Genomic DNA, 24,529 nt, shown 5'->3' on the forward strand with positions numbered 1-24,529 from the left:
CGGGTCAGGTGGACTACGCTTAACATTCGTGATGAACTTGTTGGCTTACGCGAAGCGCGTGCTCATCGGGCGCCCGATGCGATCGGACGCGATGGGTCACCAGCTTCTCCCCAAACGCATTGCCCTCCCGATTTTTGCTTCGGACGCGCTGTCGTCGGTTGCTTATGCACCCGATGAAGTTCTCTTAACGCTGGCGCTCGCCGGAAGCATGGCAGCCGTCCAATCCGTGTGGGTGGGTGTTGTGGTTGCCCTCGTCCTGGCAGTCGTGGTTGCTTCCTACCGGCAGACTGTCCACGCGTATCCGTCGGGTGGCGGCGATTATGAGGTTGTGACCACGAACCTCGGGCGTTCCTGGGGACTACTTGTGGCCTCGGCTCTGCTGGTCGACTACATCCTGACGGTCGCCGTCTCGATTTCCTCGGGTGCCAGTTACATCACCACAGCCGTGCCATCGTTGCTCGGTCATGAGGTCCCCATCGCGGTTGCTCTCGTCATCATTTTGGCGACGCTCAACCTGCGCGGTACTCGTGAAGCGGGCAGCGCCTTTGCTGTGCCCACGTACGTGTACATGTTTTCTATCGGTCTCATGGTTGTCGTTGGTTTCGCGAAGATGGCGACGGGCCATCTGGGTACTGCCCCCACGGCTGCCTACGATCTCGTGGCGGCCCCCGGACATGCCGATGGCTTGGCCGGACTGGCGGGTGCCTTCTTGCTCATGCGCGCCTTCTCCTCGGGCTGTGCGGCCCTGACCGGCGTCGAAGCTATCTCGAACGGCGTGCCCATGTTCCGTCGCCCGAAATCCCGCAATGCAGCGACAACCTTGGCGATGCTGGGCATGATCGCGGCCTCCATGATGATCTCAATCCTCGTGCTTGCTCGCGCCACGGGCGTCAAGATCGTCGAAGACCCGGCCGCGCAGCTGACTCTCGATGGTGCCCCTGTCCCTGAGAAGACCCCTGTTGACCCCGCGATTTCACAGATCGCTTCCGCGGTGTTCGGGCACGGATCCGTGCTGTTCATTCTGATCACCGTCGTCACCGGCTTCATTCTGGTGCTCGCTGGAAATACTGCGTTTAACGGCTTCCCAACCCTGGCCTCGGTCCTGTCACGCGACTCCTTCCTGCCTCACCAGATGGTGCGTCGCGGCGACCGCCTGTCCTACTCCAATGGCATCGTCGTGCTCACCGTCGCGGCGATCGCGCTGATCGTCGGCTTCCAGGCACAGACCACACGCCTCATCCAGCTCTACGTCGTCGGTGTCTTCATCTCCTTCACGCTCTCGCAGCTGGGCATGATTAAGCACTGGAATAGGCAGCTGCGTACGCGCCAGTCGGGTCAGGAACGCATGAGTGTGCTGCGCTCGCGCGCCGTCAACATCGTCGGCTTCATGATGACGGGCGCGGTCCTCCTGATCGTTCTGGCTACCAAGTTCACGCACGGTGCTTGGATCACCCTGCTGATGATCGCCGTTGCGTTCTGTGGTCAGATCTCGATTCATCGCCACTATAAGACTGTCCGTGAGCAGCTGCGGGTTGATGACTGGCACGCGCGCCGTGCTCTTCCGACCCGCGTGCGCGCCCTCGTCCTCGTCTCCTCCCTGTCTCGCCCCGCGATGCGCGCTATCGCAGCTGCCAGGGCTTCCTCACCGACGTCCATTGAACTCGTCTCGGTCGTCGCCGATGACGAGGAAGAAAACAGGATGCTGCGCCAGTGGCGTGCGTCGGGCGTGCCTGTGCCGCTGACTCTCCTGTCCGCGCCCTACCGCGACATCGCTTCGGTGATCCTGCAGTACGTGCGCAGTCGCCGTCGCGCGATGCCCACCGAGATGCTTGTCGTCTACATGCCCCAGTTCCTCGTCACCCACTGGTGGGAGAACCTGGTTCACAACCAGTCCGGTCTGCGTCTACGAGCCGCTCTCCTGGACGTTCCCGGCGTGGTTATTACGATCGTGCCCTGGCAGCTCGGCGAGGACGACGTCGTGGAGGGGCGTCAGCGTGTCAACGATCCGTTCTTGCGCGTGGGAGCCCCGACCTCGTCTGAGTCGAATGTTCATGCTGATGAGCAGCCCGCTAATGCGCATAGCACCGCTGAGGAGACCTCATGAGTCCCCGTCCGTCACGTCGCCGCTCTTCTCAGCGTCGTCGCCCCACAAACACGCAGCCCCGCGAGGGGATCGGTGAGATCCTCCAGCTGACCGTCGGTGAACCCGCGCACGGCGGCGCGTGCGTCGCCCGTGACGAGAACGGACGCGTCGTCTTTGTACGCCACGCGGCACCCGGCGAGATCGTTCGTGCGCGCGTGACCGCCGTCCAGAAGAAGCTCGCGTGGGCGGACGCCGTCGAGGTCCTCTCCGCCTCCGATGTTCGCGTGGAGTCCGTTTGGCCTCAGGCAGGTCCGGGGGGTGTTGGCGGTGGTGAACTCGCGCACCTGACCCCGGTCGCCCAGCGCGACTGGAAGTCCCGCGTGATCGCCGGGCAGGTACGCCGTGTGGGTGGCGAGGCCCTGGCCGAGGCCGTGGATGCTCTCGGGGGAGTGCACGTTGTGCCCGCACCCGGGGACGAGGACCCGAACGATCCGCTGACCGGTCGCCGTTCGCGCATCGACGTCGTCATCGATGAGGCGGGCCGCGCCGGCATGCATGAGTTCCGCGGCCGCCGCGTGATCGCACTCGAGGATATGCCGCTGGCTGTGCCGGCGATCCGTGAACTCGGCCTGTTCGACGAGGACACACCGTGGCGACGACTGTGGAAGCCGGGGGACCGCGTGCGCGCGGTGGCCCCTTCCGGCGGCGATCCCGTTGTCCTGATCGGCGAGGACACTTACGCAGCCGACGGCGTGCGTATTGACGCCGATGTGTTGCGTTGGAACGTGCCCGTCGGTGGCGTGGAGGAGTCCTACTACGTGCTTCCCTCCGGCTTCTGGCAGACGCACGTGCGCGGTGCCGAGGTGCTCGCGAACGCCGTGCTGGTTGCGGCGTTCGGCCCGGACGAGGCCGGGGTCGGCCGCGCGGTCATGGAACTGTACTCGGGCGCGGGCCTGTTTTCCGTGCCGCTCGCGCGCGCCGTCGGCGAGACCGGCCGCGTTGCGACGCTCGAGGGCGAGGAGGGCTCCGTGCGTGACGCCGGAGAGAACCTCGCCGCGTTCGACTGGGTGGATGCCTTCGCCGGGAACGTGGATCGTGAGGGCGTCGTCGACCTGTCGGGTCAGCTGGGAGCCGTGCCCGATGTAGTCGTGGCTGATCCGCCGCGCGCCGGTGCTGGTGCCGAGGTCTGCCAGGCCATCGCGGCCACGGGTACCCCGCGCGTCGTGCTCGTCTCGTGCGACCCGGCGGCGGGTGCGCGCGACCTGCGGACCCTCACCGAGGCCGGGTACCAGCTCGAATCACTGCAGGCCTGGGACCTTTTCCCACACACCCACCACGTGGAAATGGTATCGGTCGTCAGCCGCTAGCGGCTCCTCCTGCGGTCCTGCATGCGCGACCCCCACGAGGTCTGCGTGCGGGCAGCAATAGCGCGGCGCTGATCGCGGTACATGCGATCCACCAGGTCGCGCTCGGACACCCAACCGACCACGCGGCGATCCTCGTCCAGAACGGGCAACGCCTGCAAGCCGGTGGACCTCAGCGCCCCGAGAACCTCAGACGGAGGAGCAGAGGCCGCCACGGCCTCGTCGATGAGGGGCAGATCCGAGACGGGAGCGTCGAGCGAACCGCCCTCCTGCGTGAGTTCGGCCAGGCGCAGCGAGGACACGAGGCCCGCGAAACGCCCCTCATTATCGACGACCGGGAGAACGGTCTCCTTCGTGCGGCGCAGCGCCGACAGCGCGGAGGCAACGGAACGGGTGCAGGCCAGGACCTCCGGGGCTGCGATCATCCACTGCGAGGCCTCACGCGTACCCAGCAGCGTGCCCTCAACCGGGTCGTCAAGAACGTCGCCGCGGCGGCGCAGCTTCTCCGTGTAAATCGTTGCGCGGGTGAGGAAACGCGAGGTACCCGTAGCAATGACAACCGCCAACATCATGGGGAGAATCAACGAGAACTGCCCCGTCATCTCCACGATAATGAGCACCGCCGTCATCGGCGCACGGGCCGCACCCGCGAAGGCCGCGCCCATACCCACCACAGCGAAGACGCCGACTGGCGAATTTGTCACAGGCGACAGCGCATCCCCGAAAGCAGCGCCCGCCATCGCGCCGATAAACAGCGTCGGGGCGAACACGCCGCCCGATCCGCCCATGCCGATAGTGAAGGACGTGTACAGCGCACGCCCCACCATGAGCGCCAACAGGAACCAGATCGAGTAGTTGCCCGCGATCGCCTCCTCCTCCAGCGGATAGCCAGAGCCGTACATGTACGGGAAAGCCACAAGGCCAGCGCCCAGAAGCAAGCCAAGGACGCCCGGGCGCGCCCACTCGGGCAGGCGCGTGTGCGCCCATACCCAGTCAATGGCGTCCTCGGAGGCATAGAGAATCTTCGAGAAACCGAGGCCGCAGAGTCCCGCAACGAGACCGAGGAGGGCCACCCACCACATGTCCGACATGGACGCGAAGGATAGGTTGTCGGCGACGCGCACGACCATCTCGTCACCCTGCAGGAGGCGCGCCACGATGGAGGAAGTGACGGCTGAGAGAACGACGAAGCCAAAGGTCTCGGCCGTGAACTCGACGAGGATGACCTCGAGGGCGAAAACAGCGCCCGCCAAGGGCGCATGAAAGGTCGCCGCGATACCCGCCGCCGACCCGCAGGAGGCAAGAAGGACGACGCGGGAGACAGGCATACGCATCCACGAGGCAATGGTTGAACCGAGCGATGCCCCCACCTGGACGATGGGACCCTCGCGGCCTGCTGAACCACCGGAGCCGATTGTGAGGGCCGAGGCCAGGATCTTCACGACCGCGACTCGCCCGGGGATGCACCCACCCTTGCGGCGCACCGCGAGCATGACCTCGGGGATACCGTGGCCCTTCGCGGATGGTGCGTAGCGCTGGATAAGCGGCCCGTAGATGAAGCCCGCTATGGCGGGGGACAGCAACAGGAACAGCCACGGGGCCCAGCCCCAGACGCCGTGCGACTGCCCAATGTGGGTCGTGTACTCGTCGAAGCCGGTCGACACCCACGTCCACCCGCGAATCGCGAGGTTAAACAGGACCGCTGCCGCGCCGACAACCGCGCCAACGAGCGCGGCGGCCACACCGAGGAGGGACCGATGGGCGGCGACTGTGTGGCCGACGCGAACGCGTTTCCCCGCAGCCGAGTGGTCAGACTGCGGGGACTTCGATGAGAGTGTCACAGGTTCGCGATCTCCACGTGAACGGGGTTATCGGTGTCGATACCCCAGACGGTCCTGTAGAAGGCCAGCTCCGACAGCAACGCATCCTTAATGTTGATGGCCGAACGGAAGCGGTGTCCCTCACCTTCGTAGAGCTTGAGGGCGACAGCGCTGCCGTTAGCGCACAGAGCCTCGTACATTTCCTGTGCTTGCGAAGCAGGCACCACCGGATCTGCGGTGCCCTGCAGGAGCAGCAGGGGAGCCGTGATCTCCGCAACGTGGTTGATCGGCGAGCGCTCTGCCCACACCGGATCCGACGTGTCGAACGTGCCAAGCAGAATACCGTCGTAGTGCGACTCGAACTTGTGGCTGGTCTCCGCCAACTTCGCCAGGTCCGCGATACCTGAGAAGGAAGCGCCAGCGGTGAACACGTTGGAGGAGGCGAGCGCGTTGAGCACGGTGAAGCCGCCGGACGAACGTCCACGGATAGCAATACGTCGGGGATCGACGCGGCCCAGGTCGATGAGGTACTGAGCGCCGTCAATGCAATCCTGAACATCCATGACGCCCCAATTTCCGTTGAGACGCTCACGGTAGGGGCGACCAAAGGACGTCGACCCACGGAAGTTCACGTCCAGGACAGCGAAACCGCGGCTGGTCCAGTACTGGAAAGGTATCTGCAGGCCGGGGCGCACCGAGCTGGTCGGGCCGCCGTGCACGTTGACAATGAGCGGGGGCAGCTCGCCCTCGGGAGCCTCAAAGTCGGGGTTGACGGGCGCGTAGTAGAAGCCGTGTGCCTCCTCGCCGTCCGAAGTCTTCCACGTGATCATCTCAGCAGTGGAGACCAAGGCGGTGGGAACTTCGGCCTCAGAAGAAGGACGCAGCACCTTCGTCTTGCCGCGCGACACCTCAATAATCGCTGGCGTGTGGGTGGCGGAGTCAGCCAGGAAGACGACACGGCCGTCAGCGGCGGCGACGTTACCGATGGGCCACCAGCCGGTCGCCCATTCCTCGGTCATACCGTTGTCGATGCGTACGGTACCGATGTGCCACACCTGGTCCTCGGCCCACGAGCACACCAGGTAGTCGTTGTCGAAGTTGTCGTAGGAGTGCAGGCCGAGATGCCAGTGTGGGTGTGAGAACGCGCGCTTGCCCGGGTGTAGGGCGCGGGTACGCAGACGCGACGTCCACGCGTTCGGGTCTTCGCCGTCATTCCACGTGAAGCCCTGGGTGCGGTACAGGTTCGCCCAGCCGGAGGCGTCATCCACGTGAATGAGTTCGCCGTCGAACGTCCAGCGCGGCTCGTAGACGCACACGCCCGGCTGATCGACGAGGACGACCTCCTGGTCGATGGTGCCCTCAAAAGTCAGGGACGCCACGCGCAGCTGCGAGTAGGTCCACGGCATGTTCGGGTGGTTCCACGAGATCCATGCCAGCTTCGTGCCATCCGGGGACACCGTTGGAGCCTGCGCGAAGTCCGTCCCGCCGAAGACGGGAATGATGGCGTCGTTATTGCGCGCCGCCGAACCGTCCAGCGGAATTGCCACGATGGAGTTGACGGGTTCGCCTTCGCCCGAGTGGTCCTCGGCGACCGCGTAGACGAGGCCGCGCACGTCGGCAATCCAGAAGTCGCCGTAACGAACCTGAGACAGGGTCGTCAGCGGTCGTATGCCGCGGCGCGGCTCCGCCGTATCAAAGGCGTACACGCGTCCGTCGGTGCGATCCGAGAAAACGATGACGCCGTGGTGCACCGCGTACGCCTTGCCGCCATACTCATGGACGCGGGTGCCAATGTCTGGCAGACGCACACCGTCGATCAACGGCAAGACCTCTCCCGTCTCACCGGTGCTCCGACGGCGCAGAAGCGTGCCACGACCGCCCTCAAGCGGATGACCCTCCACCCAGTAGGTATCTGGCCCGTCCACGCGAACCTGGGATAGAGTGACGGATCGAGCAGTGAACGAGTTGCCTGTGATCGGGGACTTCCAGACGCCGTGGGGTGCGACGGTAACGGACATAGTGCCTCCTTGAGCGGTATGGCGAGCCAATACTCCTATCTTAATGCGCCCGCTAGGGGCCTGCGTGCATCGGGATCCGATGCGCGAATAATTTGATCTGTAGGTGAGACGCTGGGCATTTACACTAGAAGCCATGTCTGGAGCACTAAGCACGCGTGACTTGCTGTCGCGCTGTACCACCCCTCGGGAGCTGCGTCGCCTCGAGCGGGAACAGCTGGATCAGTTGGCGGCGCAAATCCGTGCCTTCTTGATCGACAACGTGTCGCGCACGGGTGGCCACCTCGGCCCGAACCTTGGTGTCGTCGAGCTGACGATTGGCCTGCATCGCGTGTTCCGCTCCCCCCAGGACACGATCGTCTTCGACACGGGGCACCAGGCCTACGTGCATAAGCTGCTCACGGGGCGTCAGGATTTCTCCGCGCTGCGCTGCCCGGGCGGATTGTCGGGCTACCCGTCGCGCTCCGAATCCGAGCACGACGTGTTGGAGTCCTCCCATGCCTCGGCCTCATTGGCGTGGGTGGATGGCATTTCACGTGAGAAACACCGACATGGGGAACGCACGTGGACGGTCGGCGTCATCGGTGATGGCGCGCTCACGGGTGGCTTGGCGTGGGAGGCCCTCAACAACATCGCGGCTTCGAAGCACCGACGCATTGTCATTGTCGTCAACGACAATGGCCGTTCCTACGCTCCGACTATCGGTGGCCTCGCTGACCACTTGGATGCGCTGCGCACCTCCGCCGGCTACGAGAAGGCGCTTGCATGGGGTAAGCAACATCTTCTCAGCCACGGGACGCCGGGGCGCGCCGCCTACGATGCACTGCACGGCCTGAAGACTGGACTCAAGGATGCCCTCTTGCCGCAGGTCATGTTCGAGGACTTGGGCCTCAAATACATCGGTCCTGTGAACGGGCACGATATCGCCGCCGTGGAGACGGCCTTGCGTCGTGCTCGCATGCTCGAAGAACCCGTTATCGTTCACGTCATCACGGAGAAGGGACGCGGTTACAAGCCCGCCGAGAAGGACATTGCGGACCGTTTCCACGCCGTTGGCCCGATTCACCCGGAGACGGGCCTGCCGGTCGCCCCTGAACGCTTTGGCTGGACCGGCGTCTTCGCGGACGAGATCTGTGCCCAGGCCGCGACGCGCACGGATATCGTCGGGATTACCGCCGCGATGATGCTGCCGGTTGGCTTAGGTCCCATGCACGAGGCCTACCCGGGTCGCGTGATCGATGTGGGCATCGCGGAGGCTGAGGCGGTCGCCTCCGCTGCAGGCATGGCCTACGAGGGCGCGCATCCCGTTGTCGCCCTGTACGCGACGTTCCTGAACCGCGCTTTCGACCAGCTTCTCATGGACATTGCTTTGCACAAGGCGGGCGTCACGCTTGTCCTTGATCGAGCGGGAATTACGGGAGCGGACGGCGCGTCCCACAACGGCGTCTGGGATATCGCGATGTGCTCGCTGATCCCGGGGCTGCGTCTGGCCGCACCCCGCGACGAGGACACGCTGCGCGGCCAGCTGCGCGAAGCGCTCGACGTTGATGACGCGCCCACCGTCCTGCGCTACCGCAAGGGTGCTCTGTCTGAGCCGATGCCTGCGCTGCGCAGCGTTGGGGGAGTGGATGTTCTCCTCGACGAGGCCTGCCCGTCCTCACCCGCCAAAGTACTGATCGTGGGAACCGGAGCATGCGCGCCCGACGCCATTAAGGCGGGGGGACGACTGGCCGCAGACGGCATCAGCGTCACCGTCGTGGACCCCCGCTGGCTCATTCCCATTTCGTCCGATCTGGTGGACATGGCCGCCGACTACGACGCCGTGATCACGGTCGAGGACGGCATCGTGCACGGCGGCTTCGGCTGGGCGCTGCGTGATGCTCTCGCGGAATCTGGTACCCCCGTGCGCTGCCTCGGCGTCCCCCAGGGATTCCCCGAGCACGGCGAACGTTCCCAGATGATCGCTGACTTTGGCTACGATGCAGACGGAATTGAGGCGACGGCTCGCGGCCTCGTGAACACGGTCGCAGCGCGCTGACGCACGTTACTCGGGCGAGCCGACCCGAATGGACCAATGAATGGTGGGGCTTCGGCGCACACGCGTCGCACGCATACCCATGCGTCGAGCGGACCCCTCAGACGCCGAGTGCGTCACACACGGGGTCGAGTGTGAGATCGATCTGCCAGTCCCTGGCTCCGCGCGTCACCATACGCTCCTCGAGCTCGTCACCGGATGGACGCGAAGGATCCAGGGACGCCCACGCGAGGTAGCGCTGCACCTGCGGAGCCAGCACTACCTCGGGTGCCAGCCCCACGCTGGCCGCCACCGAGGCGACCGCACTACGAACGATACCCAGGCGCGCAGCCGAGGCCTCGTCGATGCGAACCCACTGGCGCGGTTCCGGGATCGAGCCGGGCTGCACTGGCTTGCGCTTGGGCGGCAGCTCGTCCTCGGTCAAGGCAGCCACGGACACGAGCGCGCGCATCCACTCATCCTCGTACTGTCGGGCGATGGGGGAGCGGAACTCGTTGATGGACATGAGGGCACGCTTGTTGGGAGGCGGATTCGACGCCGCACGCACGAGCGCCGCGTTACGCACCAGACGCCCCGGGGACATGTCGATACGACGCGCGATTGACTCACGGGTCTCCCACAGCGCCTTGAGGACACCCAGACCTCGGCGCGAACGGATCTTGCCGGCCCCGGGAAGGGAACGCCACCGATCGGGCTTCGCAGTCGGCGGCTCGACGCTGAGTGCGTGCGCGAACTCCTGCTGTGCCCACTCCCAACGCCCCATCTGATCCAAGCGCTTCGATAGGCGGTAATACAGCTCCGTGAGCAGCTCGACGTCGAGCACCGCGTAGCGTAGCCACTCCTTGGGCAGAGGGCGCACCGACCAATCCGAGGCCTGATGATCCTTCACGAGGCCCAAGCCCAACACCTGCTCAGCCACCGCCGCCAGACCGAAACGTTCCAAACCCACGAGGCGAGCGGCAATCTCCGTGTCGAATAGAGCGGACGGACGCAGACCCACCTGACGCAGATTCGGTAGATCCTGCAGACAATCGTGCAGCAGCCACACGTCCTCAACACCGGGCTGCAACACCGACAGATCCGGCAGCGCATGGGTGTCAATCAGGAACGAGCCAACGTCCTCGCGGCGGATCTGAACCAGATACGGGTCCGAACCATAACGGAACCCCTGCGCGCGCTCCACGTCCAGCGCAATCGGCGTCGAACCCTGTGCCAGCGCGCGTGCGGCCTTCTCGAGGCCTTCTCGGGTATCAATGACGGCAGGGATCCCCCCACGTGGCTGAGCGATAAGCTCCGGGTTATCCGTATCGCCCTGCGGCAAGCCACCGCCATTGTTTACCAGCACTCAAACTCCTTCGAGGTGACGGGTAGGAACGATGCCGGCCGTCTTGCGCATGGCGTCCGCCCACCCGAATAGATGCTCCCCAAGATACTCGCTATTGGGCGTCCACGAGGCTCGGACCTCGACAAACAGGGACGAGCCTCGCAGCTCCAGTCCACCGAACGCCTCGCTCATCTCACGAGTGACCGTGCCCGTGATGTCGTGGAAACCAGCGCCCGCACCGTCAAGGCAATCGAGCATCCACCCCCACACGCCCTCCGACAGCATCGGATCGACAGCCATGATGGAATCCACCTGAGTGCGCATCTGACACACGATACGGAACGTGCCATTCCAGCCGAGCTGGCCCACGGGGTCGTGCAACACGACCATGCGACCAGTCGACAAAGGCTGTCCAGCGCTGTCCTCATCGATCGTGCGCATCGCGAGCGCAGCTGTAAAAGGAGCCAGCCGACGAGGCGGTGGCACCTCCTCGAGGAGGATATGCGGCAGGTGGGAGGCCTGTCGCAGGGACAGCAGGGCCCGAACAAAGTCCTCGGGCACCGCGTTCTCATTCACGATTGAAATCGTACGGGTGTCATCTTGTCTTTTGTTACAGACGCGCCGCGCGGGGCCATCTCGATAAGTAGCGGGTACGTGTTTCCTGCAACGTATCGAGATGACCCCTGAGTTTTACAGGCGACGTGGATTACGCAGAATAAAGGCGGTATGTGGCCTGACATGGACGGTGTCTCCCGAGCGGTAGTCTCGGTGGTCATCGTCGCCCGCCGTGTCAACAACCGTGTGCCACAGGGACCCATACTTTGCGTCGGGGAGTGTAAAGTCAACCGCCTCCGGCGCAGCGTTGATCAGCAGCAGGAAATCGTCGTCGAGGATCCGGCGTCCGTCGGCATCGGGTTCACGAATCGCATCCCCGTTGTAGAAGACCATCGTCGAGCGCGCCCACGGCTGGTTCCATTCCTCTTCCGTCATGTGCGTGCCAGCGGGTGTAAACCACTCGATCTCACCCAGCTCAGACTCGCCGCCACGCTTGGCAGGCCCTTCGAGGAAGCGGCGACGGCGCATGACCGGGTGATCGCGGCGCAGATGGATCAGGTCGCGCGTGAACTGCAGGAGCTTGTGGTCGTGCTTGTCCAGGTCCCAGTCGATCCACGACAGCTCATTGTCCTGGCAATACGCGTTGTTGTTGCCGCGCTGGGTGCGACCTAGTTCGTCGCCGTGGGCGATCATCGGTACGCCCTGGGAGAACATGAGGGTCGTCAGGAAGTTGCGCTGCTGGCGGTAGCGCAACTCAATGATGTCCTTGTCGTCCGTGTTTCCCTCGGTGCCACAGTTCCACGACCGGTTATCATTCGCGCCGTCCGCGCCGCCCTCACCGTTCGCCTCGTTGTGTTTCTCGTTGTAGGACACGAGGTCGCGCAGTGTGAAGCCGTCGTGGGCAACGACGAAGTTGATGGATGCCATCGGCTTGCGGCCCGTCGTCCCATACAGGTCCGAGGAACCCGCCAAACGGGACGCGAAGCCGGGCAACGAGGAGAATTCGCCGCGCCAGAAGTCACGCACCGTGTCGCGGTATCTCCCGTTCCACTCCGACCACAGGGGAGGGAAGCCGCCCACCTGGTAGCCGTCCGAGCCCACGTCCCAGGGCTCCGCGATGAGCTTGACCTGCGAGACGATCGGGTCCTGGTGGATAAGGTCGAAGAATGCGGAGAGTCGGTCGACCTCAGCAAACTGACGTGCAAGCGTGGAGGCTAGATCGAAGCGGAAGCCGTCGACGTGCATCTCGGTCACCCAGTAGCGCAGGGAGTCCATGATGAGCTGGAGGACCTGAGGGGAACTCATGAGCAGGGAGTTGCCCGTTCCCGTCGTGTCGAAGTAGTGGCGACGATCCCCATCCACGAGGCGGTAATACGACGGGTTGTCAATGCCGCGGAATGACAGCGTCGGACCCATGTGGTTGCCCTCAGCTGTGTGGTTGTAGACAACATCGAGGATGACCTCGATGTTTGCGGCGTGCAGTGCTTTGACCATTGCCTTGAACTCTGAGACCTGTGCGCCGGGGTCCTTCGTAGCCGCGTAACCGTTGTGTGGGGCGAAGTATCCGATCGTGTTGTAGCCCCAGTAGTTCGACAGCCCCTTGGCCTGGAGCGTCGTATCGTTCGTGAACTGGTGGATCGGCATGAGCTCGACCGTGGTGATGCCGAGCTTTGTCAGGTGCTCGATAATCGCCGGGTGCGCCATGCCTGCGTAGGTGCCGCGCAGCTCCTCTGGGATCTCTGGGTGGCGCATCGTCATGCCCTTGATGTGTGCCTCGTAGATGATCGACTCGGAGTAGTCGTGGCCCGGGCTGTGGTCGCCCTGCCAGTCGAAGAAGGGATTGACGACGATGGAGTGCATCGTGGCGGCGGCGGAATCTCCCCCCTTCGGGACGAGAGGATCGTCGGAACGGTAGGAGAGGAGGGAGAGGGAATCCTTCAGCTGGCCCTCAATAGCCTTGGCGTAGGGGTCGAGTAGGAGCTTGGAGGGGTCGCAGCGCAGACCGTTCATGGGATCCCATGGTCCGTCGATGCGGTAGCCGTAGCGCTGGCCGGCGCGCACCTGCGGCACGTAGACATGCCACACGTAGGCGTCCACCTCAGTCATGGGGATGCGCATTTCGTTCAGGTCATCATCGAGCAGGCACAGCGTGACTGCGGTGGCGACCGATGAGTAGATCGCGAAGTTGGTGCCGGTTCCATCAAAGGTGGCGCCCAGCGGGTACGCCTTACCAGGTCGAGTTTCCATACGAATAAGGGTGGCATGAACACCGCACAACTGGTGATAATCCGGGCAAAAATGGGCGTGTGACTTGGATTACTGCGGTTTCGTTTTGCATTCTCGCCGGAAGGTCTGTTAAGGTTTTACCCGTTGCAAGGAACGGAAACGTTCCGGAGACAACGCGGATGTGGCTCAGTTGGTAGAGCATCACCTTGCCAAGGTGAGGGTCGCGGGTTCGAGTCCCGTCATCCGCTCGGGCGATTGGCGCAGCGGGAGCGCGCTTCCCTGACACGGAAGAGGTCACTGGTTCGATCCCAGTATCGCCCACGGAAACCCCTTGGGGTTATCGGGCATTAGCCCAGCCGCACAAGCGGTTCACGCGGATGTGGCTCAGTTGGTAGAGCATCACCTTGCCAAGGTGAGGGTCGCGGGTTCGAGTCCCGTCATCCGCTCTCAATCGGGAATCCACACGATCCCATTGGGCGTGGTGGGTTGGCCGAGAGGCGAGGCAGCGGCCTGCAAAGCCGTATACACGGGTTCGAATCCCGTACCCACCTCGGGCGATTGGCGCAGGGGTAGCGCGCTTCCTTCACACGGAAGAGGTCACTGGTTCGATCCCAGTATCGCCCACCATATTAGCCGGACCGTGCGGTTCGGCTTTTTGTATTTTCCCTGATGTTGTGGGGTTATCGGCTACTCGAACTTTCAAGGGGGGCGTAACCCTTGGAATTGCAACAACGTTATTTCAAAGATCTCTCAGGCGGACTCGACCAGCATATGTGTTCGTTAATCCATCTGCTTGCGGCTGGGTAGCCACGCCAGGTTCCGCCAGGCGGGTTTAGCCGCGCATGGGGTGATGAATACCACTCGTGGTTGTGTGGGTGTTCTGATTGCCCGACTTGGGTGCATGTGGCGAGCTTGAAGGGGGAATGGCTGACTGGTTGTCCTGCTGCAAAATGGGTGAATATGGTGTGCGATGCACCTGTGTGGGATGTGTCGTTCGATGGGATGGTAAGGGCATTTATCTTGGGTGGTTGCCCGCTGCGAACGTCTGGGGGTTCGAACTCATACCAGTCGGTTAGTACGGTCAAATAGGCGTGTCTGTTCGTTGATCATTCGTGCTGGTCATGCATCGGCACCCACCGTTTCGACACGCCCGAACTTTCAAAGTTTACAGTCTGCATATAAATGGCAAAACAGTACGGATTAAACGGCTTACAAACCATGTTTTCACCGGTTGTGAGGCGGGGGTCAACGCGTATCTTGACCTAATTACAGGGTAATGGCATACACTGACGGGGTGTGAAGCGACGTCGTCGCGCATCCCGTTGACAGGAGTTTTCTATGGTTGCGTTGAAGCACCGTCACTGTGGTGCCCTTCTTGCAATATGTGCACTGGTATTGAGTTTCTTTGGCGTCACACAAGTCGTCTCCGCGTCGCTCCCTGCACACGCCGACGCGCCGGCCTGTCCAGCACCGGTGACGAATGTGAGCGACAAGGTCACATTGGATTGGGACAAGGCTCAGCTCGTTGATCATACGGGACATGAGGTTCACGCCGTGGGGGACTGGTGGGATCTGGGAGTGAAACTTCCTTGGCAGACCGAGGGACGCGTGAAGGCCGGTGACTATTTCACCTACAACGCGAATGTCGTCAATCGGGCGACGGGCGAGACCGTTCTGCGCCCGAACGTTGCGCGTGCCTTTACGGTGTACTCCCACGACAATGTCGCCGTCGGCTGCGGAACCTGGGCCACTGATGGGACGGTGACCATCATCTTTAATGACAAGGTCGAGTCCGCTGCGCAGTGGTACGGCACGGTCACGACGCATGGGCTGGCCAGCTATTCCGGCCCCGGGGGCGAGACCTACGTCGTCGAGATTGGTGGAAAGGTCACGCGTGATCTCGAGATGACGCGTCGTACCCCCGGTGAAGCCCGCTACCAGAAGGACGGTTGGATTAACCTGTCCGATTCTGAGGATGGCGATGAGAACAAAGCCATCATGTGGCGCGTCGTGCTGCCTGCGGGTGATACGGCTGTGACGGGTGCATCCATTGTCGACGAGGCACCCGCCGACTCCAGTTGGAGCTTTGACTGCGACACGGTCAACGAGTACACGAGGACTCACACCTACCTCGTGACCGACCCGACCACCTCTGAGGGCCTGCGCCGTGACAAGGACACGTCCAATGGCGCATTCGGTGCGGCTGCTCAGATCCAGTGCACGCCTACCAAGGTGACGGTCGCGCTTGGTGAGATCCCCGCCAATCAGTCGGCGATCATCCTGCTGCCGGCCCGCGTTGAGGGTGCTAAGCGAGCCAGTGATGTTGCTGGGGAGTTTTCTAACACCGTGACCTACAACGTTCCCGGCGAAAAGGTCGACCCGATTACGAAGGTGCTGCGCTACGGTGCGGTCGCCGACGCCAACGCTCACCAGACGTTCTCGGTGACGAAGAAGGTTGAGGGTGACCTGCCGGAGGCTGCGAAGGACCTCGACTATACGCTGGAGATCACGCTGAAGAACGCCGCTGACCCCACGGTGAACAAGACCTTCGAGGCGACCATCAAGGCTGGCGAAACCTACACCTACCCTGCGCCACTGCCGCCAGGCACCGAGGTGACCGTGTCCGAGGGAGATCTGCCCGAGGCTGCTGAGATCACCTGGAATGATGCGGAGAGTCGTGTGTTTGAGACCGCCGATGGCGTCACGCTGGCAGCTGGCAACCGAGAGGCGAGCTTCACACTGAGTGATGACCACATCTTCGCGCTCACCCTGACGAATACGCTGGCCCCCACGCCGTCGCCAACGCCGTCGCCGACCCCTTCGGAGACGCCCTCCACCCCGGCCCCGACTCCGTCGGTGACACCGTCGTCGCCGCCGAACTTGGCGTCGACGGGTACCGATGCCGCTGGGCTGGGCGTGTTGGCGGGAATCGTCGTGATCGCGGGTCTGTCGTTCGTGGCAGCCAAGCGTCGCCATCGCTGAATCTCGCGTGGCACGCGCATAACTGACGTGGGTGGGAGGAATAATGTTCCTCCCACCCACTCGTGTCTGCGTCTTCAGTACCCGTTAGCGTTTAGCGTGCCGCCAGGTAGACGCGTGCCTCCCAGGGGGCCATGGACGAGGCCGGGGCCGGGTTCAGTGTTTCTTGCTCGGTGTCGGGATGGGAACCCGGCATATTTCCCAGGTACAGGTTCCAGCGCGAAGAGGGGAAGGCCTCGTCGACGAGAGCGCCTGACGGGATGATTGCGCGTCCCGAGAGATTTACGGCAACGAGAACAGCGGACCCCTCACAGGAGCGCTGATAGACGAACAGGGCAGGATCGCCAGCGTCGATACGTTCGAAGGAACCAGCCGTCAGTGCCGGCACTCGGTGGCGTGCCTCGATGAGCGCGCGGTAGTACGCGTAGATGGAGGAAGAGTCCTCCATCTGCGTCTCTACGTTGATATACGAGGCCGAGGCAGGCACGTCGATCCAAGGCGTTCCACTCGTGAACCCGGCGTTAGGGGAGGAATCCCACTGCATCGGGGTGCGCCCGTTGTCGCGCGAGATAGCTGCCAGACCGGCGGGCACATCATCGCCGGTGTGGGCGCGCAGGTAGTTCAGGGACTCGACGTCGCGGAAATCGGTTGGTCGGGTGAACTGCCCGCCGAGCATGCCGATCTCTTGGCCCTGGTAGATGAAGGGCGTACCACGCTGCAGGAAATACGCGGTCGCCAGGGCGGTCGCAGACTCGAACCAGGCGTTCTCGGGATCCCCGAAGCGCGCCACCGCCCGCGGCTGGTCGTGATTTTCCAGGTACAGGGCGTTCCAGCCACGCTCGCCCAGGGTCTCCTGCCAGCGAGTCAGTACGTCGGCCAACTCGCCGTCAGCCAGGGGACGCGGGGAAAACTTCCCGTTCTCCTGACCGAGGTTCACGTGCTCGAATTGGATGAGCATGTTGAACTCGCGCCTGGCCGGATCACAGAACAGAAGGGCAGACTCGGGGGAGGCATTGGAAGCCTCGCCGACCGTGAACGTGCCGGGGTGGAGCGCGAACGTGCGCTCGTGCATCTCCTGGAGGAACTCGTGCAGGCGAGGGCCATCAGCGAAGCACTCGTGACCGACACCGAAGGGAGCACGGGCGGGACCTCCATCGGGCAGGCCCGGGCGCTTGGAGATAACGTCGATTGCGTCGACACGGAAGCCGTCGACACCGCGATCAAGCCACCAGTTCATCATGTCGTAGACCGCGTCGCGCACCTGCGGGTTTTCCCAGTTCAGATCCGGCTGCTCGCGGGCAAACAAGTGGAGGTAGTACTGGCCCGAGGTTGGATCGTACTCCCAGGCAGAACCACCGAAGAAAGACTCCCAGTTCGTCGGCTCTGCGCCCGGCGTGCCCGGTTCGAGGCCTGGGCGTGGATCACGCCAGTAGTACCAGTCGCGGCGTGCGGACTCGCGCCCGGATGCCGATTCAACGAACCACAGGTGCTTGATCGACGTGTGGTTGACGACCAGATCCATCACCACGCGCATACCCAGCTCGTGGGCGCGCGCAACAAGGGCGTCAAAGGCCGCCAGGTCGCCAAATAGCGGGTCGATGTCGCGGTAGTCGGAGATGTCGTAGCCGTTGTCGGCCTGCGGCGAGCGATAGATGGGGGAGATCCAGATGATGTCGACCCCGAGGCATGCCAGGTACTCGAGGCGGCTGTAGATACCGTTGAGATCTCCGATCCCGTCGCCGTTCGTGTCCTGGAAAGAGCGGGGGTATACCTGGTAGAGGACCGCATTTTTCCACCACGGGTCGGCATTGACACGAGCGGCGGGCAGAAGATCAGAGCGTAGGAACATAGGATTCTGAGGAGGCAGTAGGCGTCGTGAGGGCGACGAATGGATGTATCTGCGTACTCGCTGCGGCTTCCGATGTTGTCTGGCGAGAGGAACCCTCCGAGACGACAACTTCGGAAAAGAAGTAGTCCTTCAGCAGAAAGCCGCACACCAGCGTAATGACGAAGACGCCAGCGATAATCGCGGCAATGATCATCTTTCTCGTATTGTCATCCGAAGAATCATCCATCGCTACCATGGCGGGCCGAGGCTGCCTGGGCATGGGCGCGCCGTAGCGTTGCTGGACGCCCTGCTGATACCCGCGCTGCTGTGGACCCGCTTGTTGGTATCCGCCCTGTTGGTAGCCATCTTGCTGTTGGTATCCGCTCTGCTGGTAGCCGCTTTGTTGAGGCTGTGCCTGCTGGTAGCCGCCCTGTTGGTAGCCGCCTTGCTGGTATCCGCCCATCGGCTGACGCGGATACGGCTGGCGATTGTTGGGCGGGAACTGGGCACTCATGATGGACTTTCGGGTAGGTGAGTCAAGTCTCAGGGATCGTTCTGTATCCTACCAGGCGCTAGGCTGGTGGCATGACGATTGACTACCTGACTCGGCCTCGCCCGCTCTCTCCCCGCCAGGACATCCTTCCTGTGATCATCGGAGGGGACTTCGGCGTATACGGAATTGGCCGCTGTTTCAATGAAGCCTTCGGGTGCCGCTGCATCTGTGTGGGGTCCCAGCCGACCGAATCGATCACACGGTCACACTTTTTCGATGTCCGCCACGTGAGCGCACACGCCACCGACGCCCAGCTCCTCGACACGCTCATGATGATCGCGGGGGAGCTCCCCGACAAGAAACTCATCCTCATGGCGAACCATGACATCTTCTCCGCGTTCGTGGCCCGCAACATGGACAAGCTCTCGCGCCACTATGCGCTGCCCTTCCCGAACCTGGAGGTCATGGAGAGGCTCACTGACAAGGCAGAGTTCGCGCGCGCCTGCGAGCGCGCCGGCATCGACACGCCCGGCACGGTCGAGGTGGACTTCTCCAACGCCACGGACGAGGCCTGGGCGGCCCCGGAGATCCCCTTTACGTTCCCCGTGGTGGCCAAAGCCGCTAACGGCGAACCCTACGACGTCCTCGAGTTTGAGGGCAAGCGCAAGATCTGGTTCATCGACACGCCTGAGGAACTGACTCAGCTCTGGAAGACTCTGAAGGATGCGGGCTTCCGCGACACGTTCCTCGTCCAGGAACTGATCCCCGGGGACAACACCGCGATGCGTTCGATCACTGCCTACGTGGATTCGCGCGGTGAAGTCACGCTCATCGGCTCGGCCCGCGTGCTCCTCGAAGACCATGCTCCGACTATGATCGGTAACCCTGTCGCCATGATCACTGAGAACTTCCCTGCGCTGTGGAAAGGCGCCTGCACGCTCCTCACCGAGAACGGCTACCGTGGGTTCGCGAACTTCGATGTCAAGATCGACCCGCGCGACGGACGCGCCGTTTTCTTCGAGGTTAACCCCCGTATTGGCCGTAACAACTGGTACATGGCCGCCGCCGGTGCCAACCCCATGATCCCGATGGTTGCTGACCTCATCGACGGCCAGGCCTGCGAGCAGACGCAGGCCAAGGACGAGATCCTCTACACGCTGGTTCCCGACTCGCTGCTCCTGCGCTACATCATCGACACCGATCTACGTGCGCGCGTCAAGCGCATCATCCGCGAGGGACGCCGCTTCGACCTGCTCCTGAACCCCACCGAGAAGGACCCGCGCCGTAACCTGACCGTGTGGCTTCAGAAGCAAAACCACCGCCGCAAGTTCGCGCGTTACTACCCGAAGCCCACCGAAACCTCGTACTGAGGCGGTCACCCGCCCGAGGGAACTGGACCCGAGACCCGGCCACGACCTCGTCAACGGGGGAGCAGCCCCTGCTACACTGACCACCTACCTACACGCGACAGACATTTACAACAAACTGAGGACACCATGACGACCACCTCACTCGTGCCCATCTCTCAAGAAGACAAGATTGCCGCAGTCTCCGGATTCCAGGACCGCTCCCTGCCGATCGAACAGACCTGCGTGTGGGAGACCTTCGAAAAGTCGCAGGGACACGGCGTGTGGGGACGCTACGCCTGGTACGAGGACGACACCAAGGTCGCCTTCATCACCCTCTACAAGTACACGGTGCGCGGCGTGCACTACCTGTGGGCCAAGTGGGGTCCCGCCTGGGTGAAGGAAGCCAGCCCGGAACGTGAGGCCGCGCTGCGCGCCGACCTGGTGCGCGAGATCAAGGAGCGGGACAAGTCCGTCGTCTTTGTGCGCCTGCACGCCATCTACCAGCACCCCGACCTGGTCATGCCGCTGCAGACCATCTCCTACGACCGCACCGTCGTTATCGACACCTCCGGCAAGACCGAGGACGCGATTCTGGCCACCATGCCCAAGTCCGGTAAGCGCTCGATCCGCTCCGGCCTGAAGAAAGGCAAAGCCGAAGGCATCACCTTCCATGAGGATACAGCCAACGCCGCCGAGGTCATCGACGAGTACTACGCCGTCATGGAAGAGACCGCCGAGCGCGATGGTTTCCGTCCTCACCCCAAGGACTATTACATGAGCCTGCTCACGACTCTCGGCCCCAAGCACGCGCGCATCTTCTCGATGCGTGACGCCGACGGCAATATCCTGTGCTGGGACTTCTGTCTGATTGAGGGCATTCGCGCACAGGCCGAATACGGTGCTTCCACGGAGGCCGGCCGACGCCTGCGCCAGCCCCCCGTTTTGGACTTCCTAGCAGCCGAATTCCTGGCGCGCGACGGCGTACGCGAATTCGACCTTATGGGCGCGCACTCGCCGCGTTGCCCCGAACTCTACAGCGTCGGCAAGTACAAGAGCGCCTTTGCCTCGCACTTCACAGACGTGCCCGGCGGCTGGGATATGCCCATTAAGAAGAGCACCTATCGCGCCTTGAGTGCGGCCAAAGCCGTCAAGGACTGGCACGCCCGCTCCTGAACGGCGGGGTCAGCAGGGATAGAATCCCACTAGTGACTAAAGCTCTCGAACGAATCGAACAAGGAGACACCGTGCCCGACATCTCGCTCGTCATCGACGGAGAAAACCAGACCGTACCAGCGGGGACCACGGGCACGACGTGGTTCGAAAAGTCCCGTGACGTCGTCGCCATCAAGGTTGACGGCACGCCGCGTGACCTCGCGACCCCCTTTGAGGAGGGCACGACCGTCGAGGCCATCACCCTGGCCAGCGAGGATGGCCTGAACATCCTGCGCCACAGCGCCACGCACGTGCTCGCGCAGGCCGTTCAGGACGTCTTCCCCGACGTGAACCTCGGCATCGGCCCGTTCATCACCGATGGCTTCTACTACGACTTCGGCAACATCGATGCGGTGACCCCCGAGCTGCTGCGTGAGCTCGAGAAGCGTATGAAGCGCATCGTCAAGGAAGGCCAGCGCTTCGTGCGCCGCGAGGTCTCCGAGGACGAGGCCGTGGTTGAGTTGGCCGAGCAGCCCTACAAGCTCGAGCTCGTCACCACGAAGGGCAAGGGTGCCGAGGGGGCCTCCGTCGAGGTTGGCGGCGCGACCCTCACCATGTACGATAACGTCCGCCGCGACGGCTCCGTCGCCTGGAAGGACCTGTGCCGCGGCCCCCATCTGCCCTCCACCAAGCTGATCGGCAACGGCTTCGCCTTGACCAAGGCCTCGGCCGCCTACTGGAAGGGCGACCAGTCGAACGACCAGCTTCAGCGCATCTACGGCACCGCCTGGGCCTCCAAGGAGGATCTCGTCGCCTACCAGGAGCGCATCAAGGAAGCCGAGCGCCGCGACCACCGTCGCCTCGGAGCCGAGCTGGACCTGTACTCCTTCCCCGAGGAGATCGGCCCCGGCCTGGTCATCTTCCACCCCAAGGGCGGCATCCTGCGCCACGAGATCGAGTCCTACGTGACCGACCGACACAAGTTGGCCGGTTTCGACTTCGTGCACACCCCCGAGATCTCCAAGGGCGGACTCTTCCACACGTCGGGTCACCTGCCCTACTACGCGGACACGATGTTCCCGCCCATGCTCGTGGACGAGGAACGCGACGCTGAGGGTGACGTCACCAAGGCGGGCCAGGAGTACTACCTCAAGGCCATGAACTGCCCGATGCACAACCTCATCTTCCGCTCGCGCGGTCGCTCCTACCGCGAGCTGCCCCTGCGCTTCTACGAGCTGGGCCACGACTACCGCTATGAGAAGAGCGGCGTCGTCCACGGCCTGACACGTATGCGTGGCTTCACGCAGGACGACTCGCACACGTACTGCACGCCCGAGCAGGCCTCCGAAGAAATCCGTAGCCAGATCGAGTTCTTCCTCTCGATCCTCTCCGCCTTCGGCCTGAAGGACTTCTACCTCGAGCTGTCCACGCGCGACGAGGATGGCAAGAAGAAGGACAAGTTCATCGGCTCAGACGAGGACTGGGCGGCCGCCACCAAGGCTCTGGAGGACGCGTGTGCTGCGACCAGCCTCGACCTCGTTCCCGATCCGGGCGGTGCCGCCTTCTACGGCCCCAAGGTCTCCGTGCAGGTCAAGGACGCCATCGGCCGTACGTGGCAGATGTCGACGATCCAGTACGACTTCAACCAGCCCGAGCGCTTCGACCTGGAGTACACGGCCGCCGACGGTACTCGTCAGCGCCCCGTCATGATCCATTCCGCGAAGCTGGGTTCCGTCGAGCGCTTCATCGGCGTTCTCACCGAGCACTACGCGGGCGCGTTCCCGGCGTGGCTCTCGCCCGTCCAGGTCCGCCTCATCCCGGTCGCGGAGGCCTTCGACGACTACGTCAAGGACGTTGCCGCCAAGCTGCGCGAGCGCGGCGTACGTGTCGAGACCGACCTGTCGGATGACCGCTTCGGCAAGAAGATCCGCAACGCCTCAAAGGACAAGATCCCCTTCACGCTCATCGCCGGCGGCGAGGACGTCGAGGCCGGGGCCGTGTCCTTCCGCCTGCGTGACGGCTCGCAGCACAACGGCGTTGCCGTTGATCGCGCCGTCGAGCTGATCGTCTCGCACATCGAGCAGCGCAACAACGCCGACCAGATCGACGGCCTCGACGAGGCGTGAGCACCATGACGGAGCCGGGCACACACCCCGAACCGTTGCCCACCGAGGACGCCCGCGAGCTCGCGGGCGTCCCGGACGGCTTCGGTCGTTTCTGGACCCCGTACCGGATGGCCTACATCCACGGAGAAGGTAAACCAGCCGATGCGAGCGACAGGACCTGCCCGTTCTGCAGTGCGCCGGGCAAAGCTGACGACGAGGGACTCATCGTTCACCGAGGGGCCACCTGCTTTGTGCTCATGAACCTGTTCCCCTACAACTCAGGCCACCTGCTGGTGTGCCCGTACCGTCACGTGTCCGACTACACGGAGCTGACCGACGCCGAGCGCGTGGAGCTGGGAGAACTGACGGCTACCGCCATGCGGGTCAGCCGCGAGGTTGCCGGACCGCACGGCTTCAACCTGGGCATGAACCAGGGTGAGGTCGCGGGTGCAGGCATTGCCGCTCACCTTCACCAGCACGTCGTGCCTCGGTGGGCGGGGGATGCGAACTTCCTCCCCATCATCGCGCGCACGAAGGCTGTGCCTGAACTACTTGAGGACGCGCGCGCCCGGCTCGCCGCCGCCTGGCCGAAGGAGGGCTGATGCTCGGCAACCACGGACGATCAATCACCAAGGCCGTGTTCACGCCCCTGGCTCGCGTGCTCGCGCGCATGGGCGTGACCCCGAACATGGTGACGGTGGCTGGGACGGTCGCGTCCGTGGCCGTCGCGGTCGTCTGTATCCCGCGGGGGTGGATCTGGCAGGGGGGCATCGCCCTGGCGGTCGTGATGTTCGGCGATTCGGTCGACGGAACGCTGGCGCGTATGACGACCGGCGGAACGCGCTTCGGTGCCTTCCTGGATTCGACGCTTGACCGGCTCGCCGACGGCGCGGTCTTCGGATCGCTGACTGCTTTCGCGATCTTCCGCATGGCTGATTCCCCTGTGCGTACATGGGTGATCATCGCGGGTATCTGCTCGATCATCGGTGCGGCTGCTGTGCCCTATGCGCGTGCACGCGCGGAATCGGTCGGTGTCGTCGCCAAACTCGGTATTGCCGAGCGCACGGATCGCCTGATCGTTGGTATGGGGTCGGCGATAATCATGAGCCTGGGAGCACCCGAGTGGGTGCTGGCCGTCGGCCTAACCTGGGTGGCGTTCGCATCCTTCGTGACCGTTTGCTAGCGCATCTGGTTCACTGCG

Annotated in this window: 16 protein-coding genes and 5 tRNA genes; 14 read left to right on the plus strand and 7 right to left on the minus strand. The window is 63.5% G+C overall.

All coding sequences use genetic code 11. The features are described 5' to 3' along the window. Nucleotides 1-31 precede the first annotated feature (31 nt). Nucleotides 32-2,104, plus strand: a complete 2,073-nt coding sequence (locus QZ149_RS02260; RefSeq protein ID WP_291449571.1) for an APC family permease — start codon at nucleotides 32-34, stop codon at nucleotides 2,102-2,104. After that, nucleotides 2,101-3,450, plus strand: a complete 1,350-nt coding sequence (locus QZ149_RS02265; RefSeq protein ID WP_291449447.1) for a TRAM domain-containing protein — start codon at nucleotides 2,101-2,103, stop codon at nucleotides 3,448-3,450. Before QZ149_RS02260 ends, QZ149_RS02265 begins: the two co-directional genes overlap by 4 nt. On the opposite strand, the gene QZ149_RS02270 is transcribed toward QZ149_RS02265, so the two are convergent. Together QZ149_RS02270 and QZ149_RS02275 are read right to left on the minus strand one after the other, a co-directional pair. Further along, complete coding sequence (locus tag QZ149_RS02270) at nucleotides 3,447-5,288, minus strand: chloride channel protein (protein WP_291449450.1); 1,842 nt, start codon at nucleotides 5,286-5,288, stop codon at nucleotides 3,447-3,449. The genes QZ149_RS02265 and QZ149_RS02270 overlap by 4 nt on opposite strands. After that, nucleotides 5,285-7,285 carry a prolyl oligopeptidase family serine peptidase gene (locus tag QZ149_RS02275; protein ID WP_291449451.1) on the minus strand — a complete coding sequence of 667 codons (2,001 nt, stop codon included), beginning with the start codon at nucleotides 7,283-7,285 and terminating at the stop codon, nucleotides 5,285-5,287. Before QZ149_RS02275 ends, QZ149_RS02270 begins: the two co-directional genes overlap by 4 nt. 133 nt (nucleotides 7,286-7,418) lie before the next feature. On the opposite strand from QZ149_RS02275, the gene dxs reads away from it, so the two are divergent. Next, nucleotides 7,419-9,320, plus strand: a complete 1,902-nt coding sequence (gene dxs / locus QZ149_RS02280) for a 1-deoxy-D-xylulose-5-phosphate synthase (RefSeq protein WP_291449454.1) — start codon at nucleotides 7,419-7,421, stop codon at nucleotides 9,318-9,320. Between the two features lie 97 nt (nucleotides 9,321-9,417). Here dxs and QZ149_RS02285 read toward each other — a convergent pair whose 3' ends face one another. From QZ149_RS02285 to glgX, 3 genes are all read right to left on the minus strand, one after another. Beyond that, nucleotides 9,418-10,662 (minus strand): HRDC domain-containing protein, encoded by a 1,245-nt coding sequence (locus tag QZ149_RS02285; RefSeq protein WP_291449456.1) that lies wholly within the window; start codon nucleotides 10,660-10,662, stop codon nucleotides 9,418-9,420. After that, on the minus strand, nucleotides 10,663-11,217 hold the full coding sequence (locus QZ149_RS02290; RefSeq protein WP_034505474.1) for a DUF3000 family protein: 555 nt from the start codon (nucleotides 11,215-11,217) through the stop codon (nucleotides 10,663-10,665). It lies immediately after the preceding gene. 114 nt (nucleotides 11,218-11,331) lie between these two features. Further along, nucleotides 11,332-13,443: a glycogen debranching protein GlgX gene (gene glgX, locus QZ149_RS02295; protein WP_291449460.1), complete on the minus strand. Its 2,112-nt coding sequence runs from the start codon at nucleotides 13,441-13,443 to the stop codon at nucleotides 11,332-11,334. 154 nt (nucleotides 13,444-13,597) lie between these two features. Here glgX and QZ149_RS02300 point away from each other — a divergent pair. The 6 genes from QZ149_RS02300 to QZ149_RS02325 all read left to right on the plus strand — a co-directional run bounded on the left by QZ149_RS02300 (nucleotide 13,598) and on the right by QZ149_RS02325 (nucleotide 16,404). Continuing rightward, a tRNA-Gly gene (locus QZ149_RS02300) sits at nucleotides 13,598-13,670 on the plus strand. Nucleotide 13,671: 1 nt separating this feature from the next. After that, nucleotides 13,672-13,743 (plus strand) — tRNA-Val (locus tag QZ149_RS02305). Nucleotides 13,744-13,795: 52 nt separating this feature from the next. Next, nucleotides 13,796-13,868, plus strand: a tRNA-Gly gene (locus QZ149_RS02310). Between the two features lie 34 nt (nucleotides 13,869-13,902). Next, a tRNA-Cys gene (locus QZ149_RS02315) sits at nucleotides 13,903-13,973 on the plus strand. Nucleotide 13,974: 1 nt separating this feature from the next. Then, a tRNA-Val gene (locus QZ149_RS02320) sits at nucleotides 13,975-14,049 on the plus strand. A 711-nt stretch (nucleotides 14,050-14,760) separates the two neighbouring features. Continuing rightward, the gene (locus QZ149_RS02325; protein WP_291449462.1) at nucleotides 14,761-16,404 is read left to right on the plus strand and encodes a DUF5979 domain-containing protein; all 1,644 of its coding nucleotides are present in this window, start codon (nucleotides 14,761-14,763) and stop codon (nucleotides 16,402-16,404) included. Between the two features lie 91 nt (nucleotides 16,405-16,495). On the opposite strand, the gene QZ149_RS02330 is transcribed toward QZ149_RS02325, so the two are convergent. Both QZ149_RS02330 and QZ149_RS02335 read right to left on the minus strand, forming a co-directional pair. Further along, a complete protein-coding gene (locus tag QZ149_RS02330; protein WP_291449465.1) occupies nucleotides 16,496-18,250 on the minus strand; it encodes an alpha-glucosidase in 1,755 nt (584 codons plus the stop codon). Beyond that, nucleotides 18,234-18,743: a hypothetical protein gene (locus tag QZ149_RS02335; protein WP_291449468.1), complete on the minus strand. Its 510-nt coding sequence runs from the start codon at nucleotides 18,741-18,743 to the stop codon at nucleotides 18,234-18,236. Before QZ149_RS02335 ends, QZ149_RS02330 begins: the two co-directional genes overlap by 17 nt. Nucleotides 18,744-18,814: 71 nt before the next feature. Between QZ149_RS02335 and QZ149_RS02340 the strand changes: the two genes are divergently transcribed. The 5 genes from QZ149_RS02340 (at nucleotide 18,815) to pgsA (ending at nucleotide 24,511) form a co-directional block, all read left to right on the plus strand. Beyond that, nucleotides 18,815-20,092 carry a carboxylate--amine ligase gene (locus tag QZ149_RS02340; protein ID WP_291449471.1) on the plus strand — a complete coding sequence of 426 codons (1,278 nt, stop codon included), beginning with the start codon at nucleotides 18,815-18,817 and terminating at the stop codon, nucleotides 20,090-20,092. 126 nt (nucleotides 20,093-20,218) lie between these two features. Continuing rightward, entirely contained in the window at nucleotides 20,219-21,244 is a 1,026-nt protein-coding gene (locus QZ149_RS02345) for a GNAT family N-acetyltransferase (RefSeq protein WP_291449474.1), read from the plus strand. Between the two features lie 71 nt (nucleotides 21,245-21,315). Next, the gene (gene thrS / locus QZ149_RS02350) at nucleotides 21,316-23,349 is read left to right on the plus strand and encodes a threonine--tRNA ligase (protein ID WP_291449476.1); all 2,034 of its coding nucleotides are present in this window, start codon (nucleotides 21,316-21,318) and stop codon (nucleotides 23,347-23,349) included. 5 nt (nucleotides 23,350-23,354) lie between these two features. Further along, complete coding sequence (locus tag QZ149_RS02355; RefSeq protein ID WP_291449573.1) at nucleotides 23,355-23,930, plus strand: HIT domain-containing protein; 576 nt, start codon at nucleotides 23,355-23,357, stop codon at nucleotides 23,928-23,930. Then, nucleotides 23,930-24,511 (plus strand): phosphatidylinositol phosphate synthase, encoded by a 582-nt coding sequence (gene pgsA, locus QZ149_RS02360; protein ID WP_291449478.1) that lies wholly within the window; start codon nucleotides 23,930-23,932, stop codon nucleotides 24,509-24,511. The genes QZ149_RS02355 and pgsA overlap by 1 nt, the downstream gene beginning before the upstream one ends. The last annotated feature ends 18 nt before the right edge of the window (nucleotides 24,512-24,529 follow it).

Source organism: Actinomyces sp. ICM47, from assembly GCF_905369875.1.
Classification (GTDB): Bacteria; Actinomycetota; Actinomycetes; order Actinomycetales; family Actinomycetaceae; genus Pauljensenia.

Bases quoted from the DNA above. Each gene is read 5' to 3' on its own strand.
- QZ149_RS02260 (WP_291449571.1), top strand. From the start codon at position 32: ATGAACTTGTTGGCTTACGCGAAGCGCGTGCTCATCGGGCGCCCGATG.
- QZ149_RS02265 (WP_291449447.1), top strand. From the start codon at position 2,101: ATGAGTCCCCGTCCGTCACGTCGCCGCTCTTCTCAGCGTCGTCGCCCC.
- QZ149_RS02275 (WP_291449451.1), bottom strand. From the start codon at position 7,285: ATGTCCGTTACCGTCGCACCCCACGGCGTCTGGAAGTCCCCGATCACA.
- dxs (WP_291449454.1), top strand. From the start codon at position 7,419: ATGTCTGGAGCACTAAGCACGCGTGACTTGCTGTCGCGCTGTACCACC.
- glgX (WP_291449460.1), bottom strand. From the start codon at position 13,443: ATGGAAACTCGACCTGGTAAGGCGTACCCGCTGGGCGCCACCTTTGAT.
- QZ149_RS02325 (WP_291449462.1), top strand. From the start codon at position 14,761: ATGGTTGCGTTGAAGCACCGTCACTGTGGTGCCCTTCTTGCAATATGT.
- QZ149_RS02330 (WP_291449465.1), bottom strand. From the start codon at position 18,250: ATGTTCCTACGCTCTGATCTTCTGCCCGCCGCTCGTGTCAATGCCGAC.
- QZ149_RS02335 (WP_291449468.1), bottom strand. From the start codon at position 18,743: ATGAGTGCCCAGTTCCCGCCCAACAATCGCCAGCCGTATCCGCGTCAG.
- QZ149_RS02340 (WP_291449471.1), top strand. From the start codon at position 18,815: ATGACGATTGACTACCTGACTCGGCCTCGCCCGCTCTCTCCCCGCCAG.
- QZ149_RS02345 (WP_291449474.1), top strand. From the start codon at position 20,219: ATGACGACCACCTCACTCGTGCCCATCTCTCAAGAAGACAAGATTGCC.
- QZ149_RS02355 (WP_291449573.1), top strand. From the start codon at position 23,355: ATGACGGAGCCGGGCACACACCCCGAACCGTTGCCCACCGAGGACGCC.
- pgsA (WP_291449478.1), top strand. From the start codon at position 23,930: ATGCTCGGCAACCACGGACGATCAATCACCAAGGCCGTGTTCACGCCC.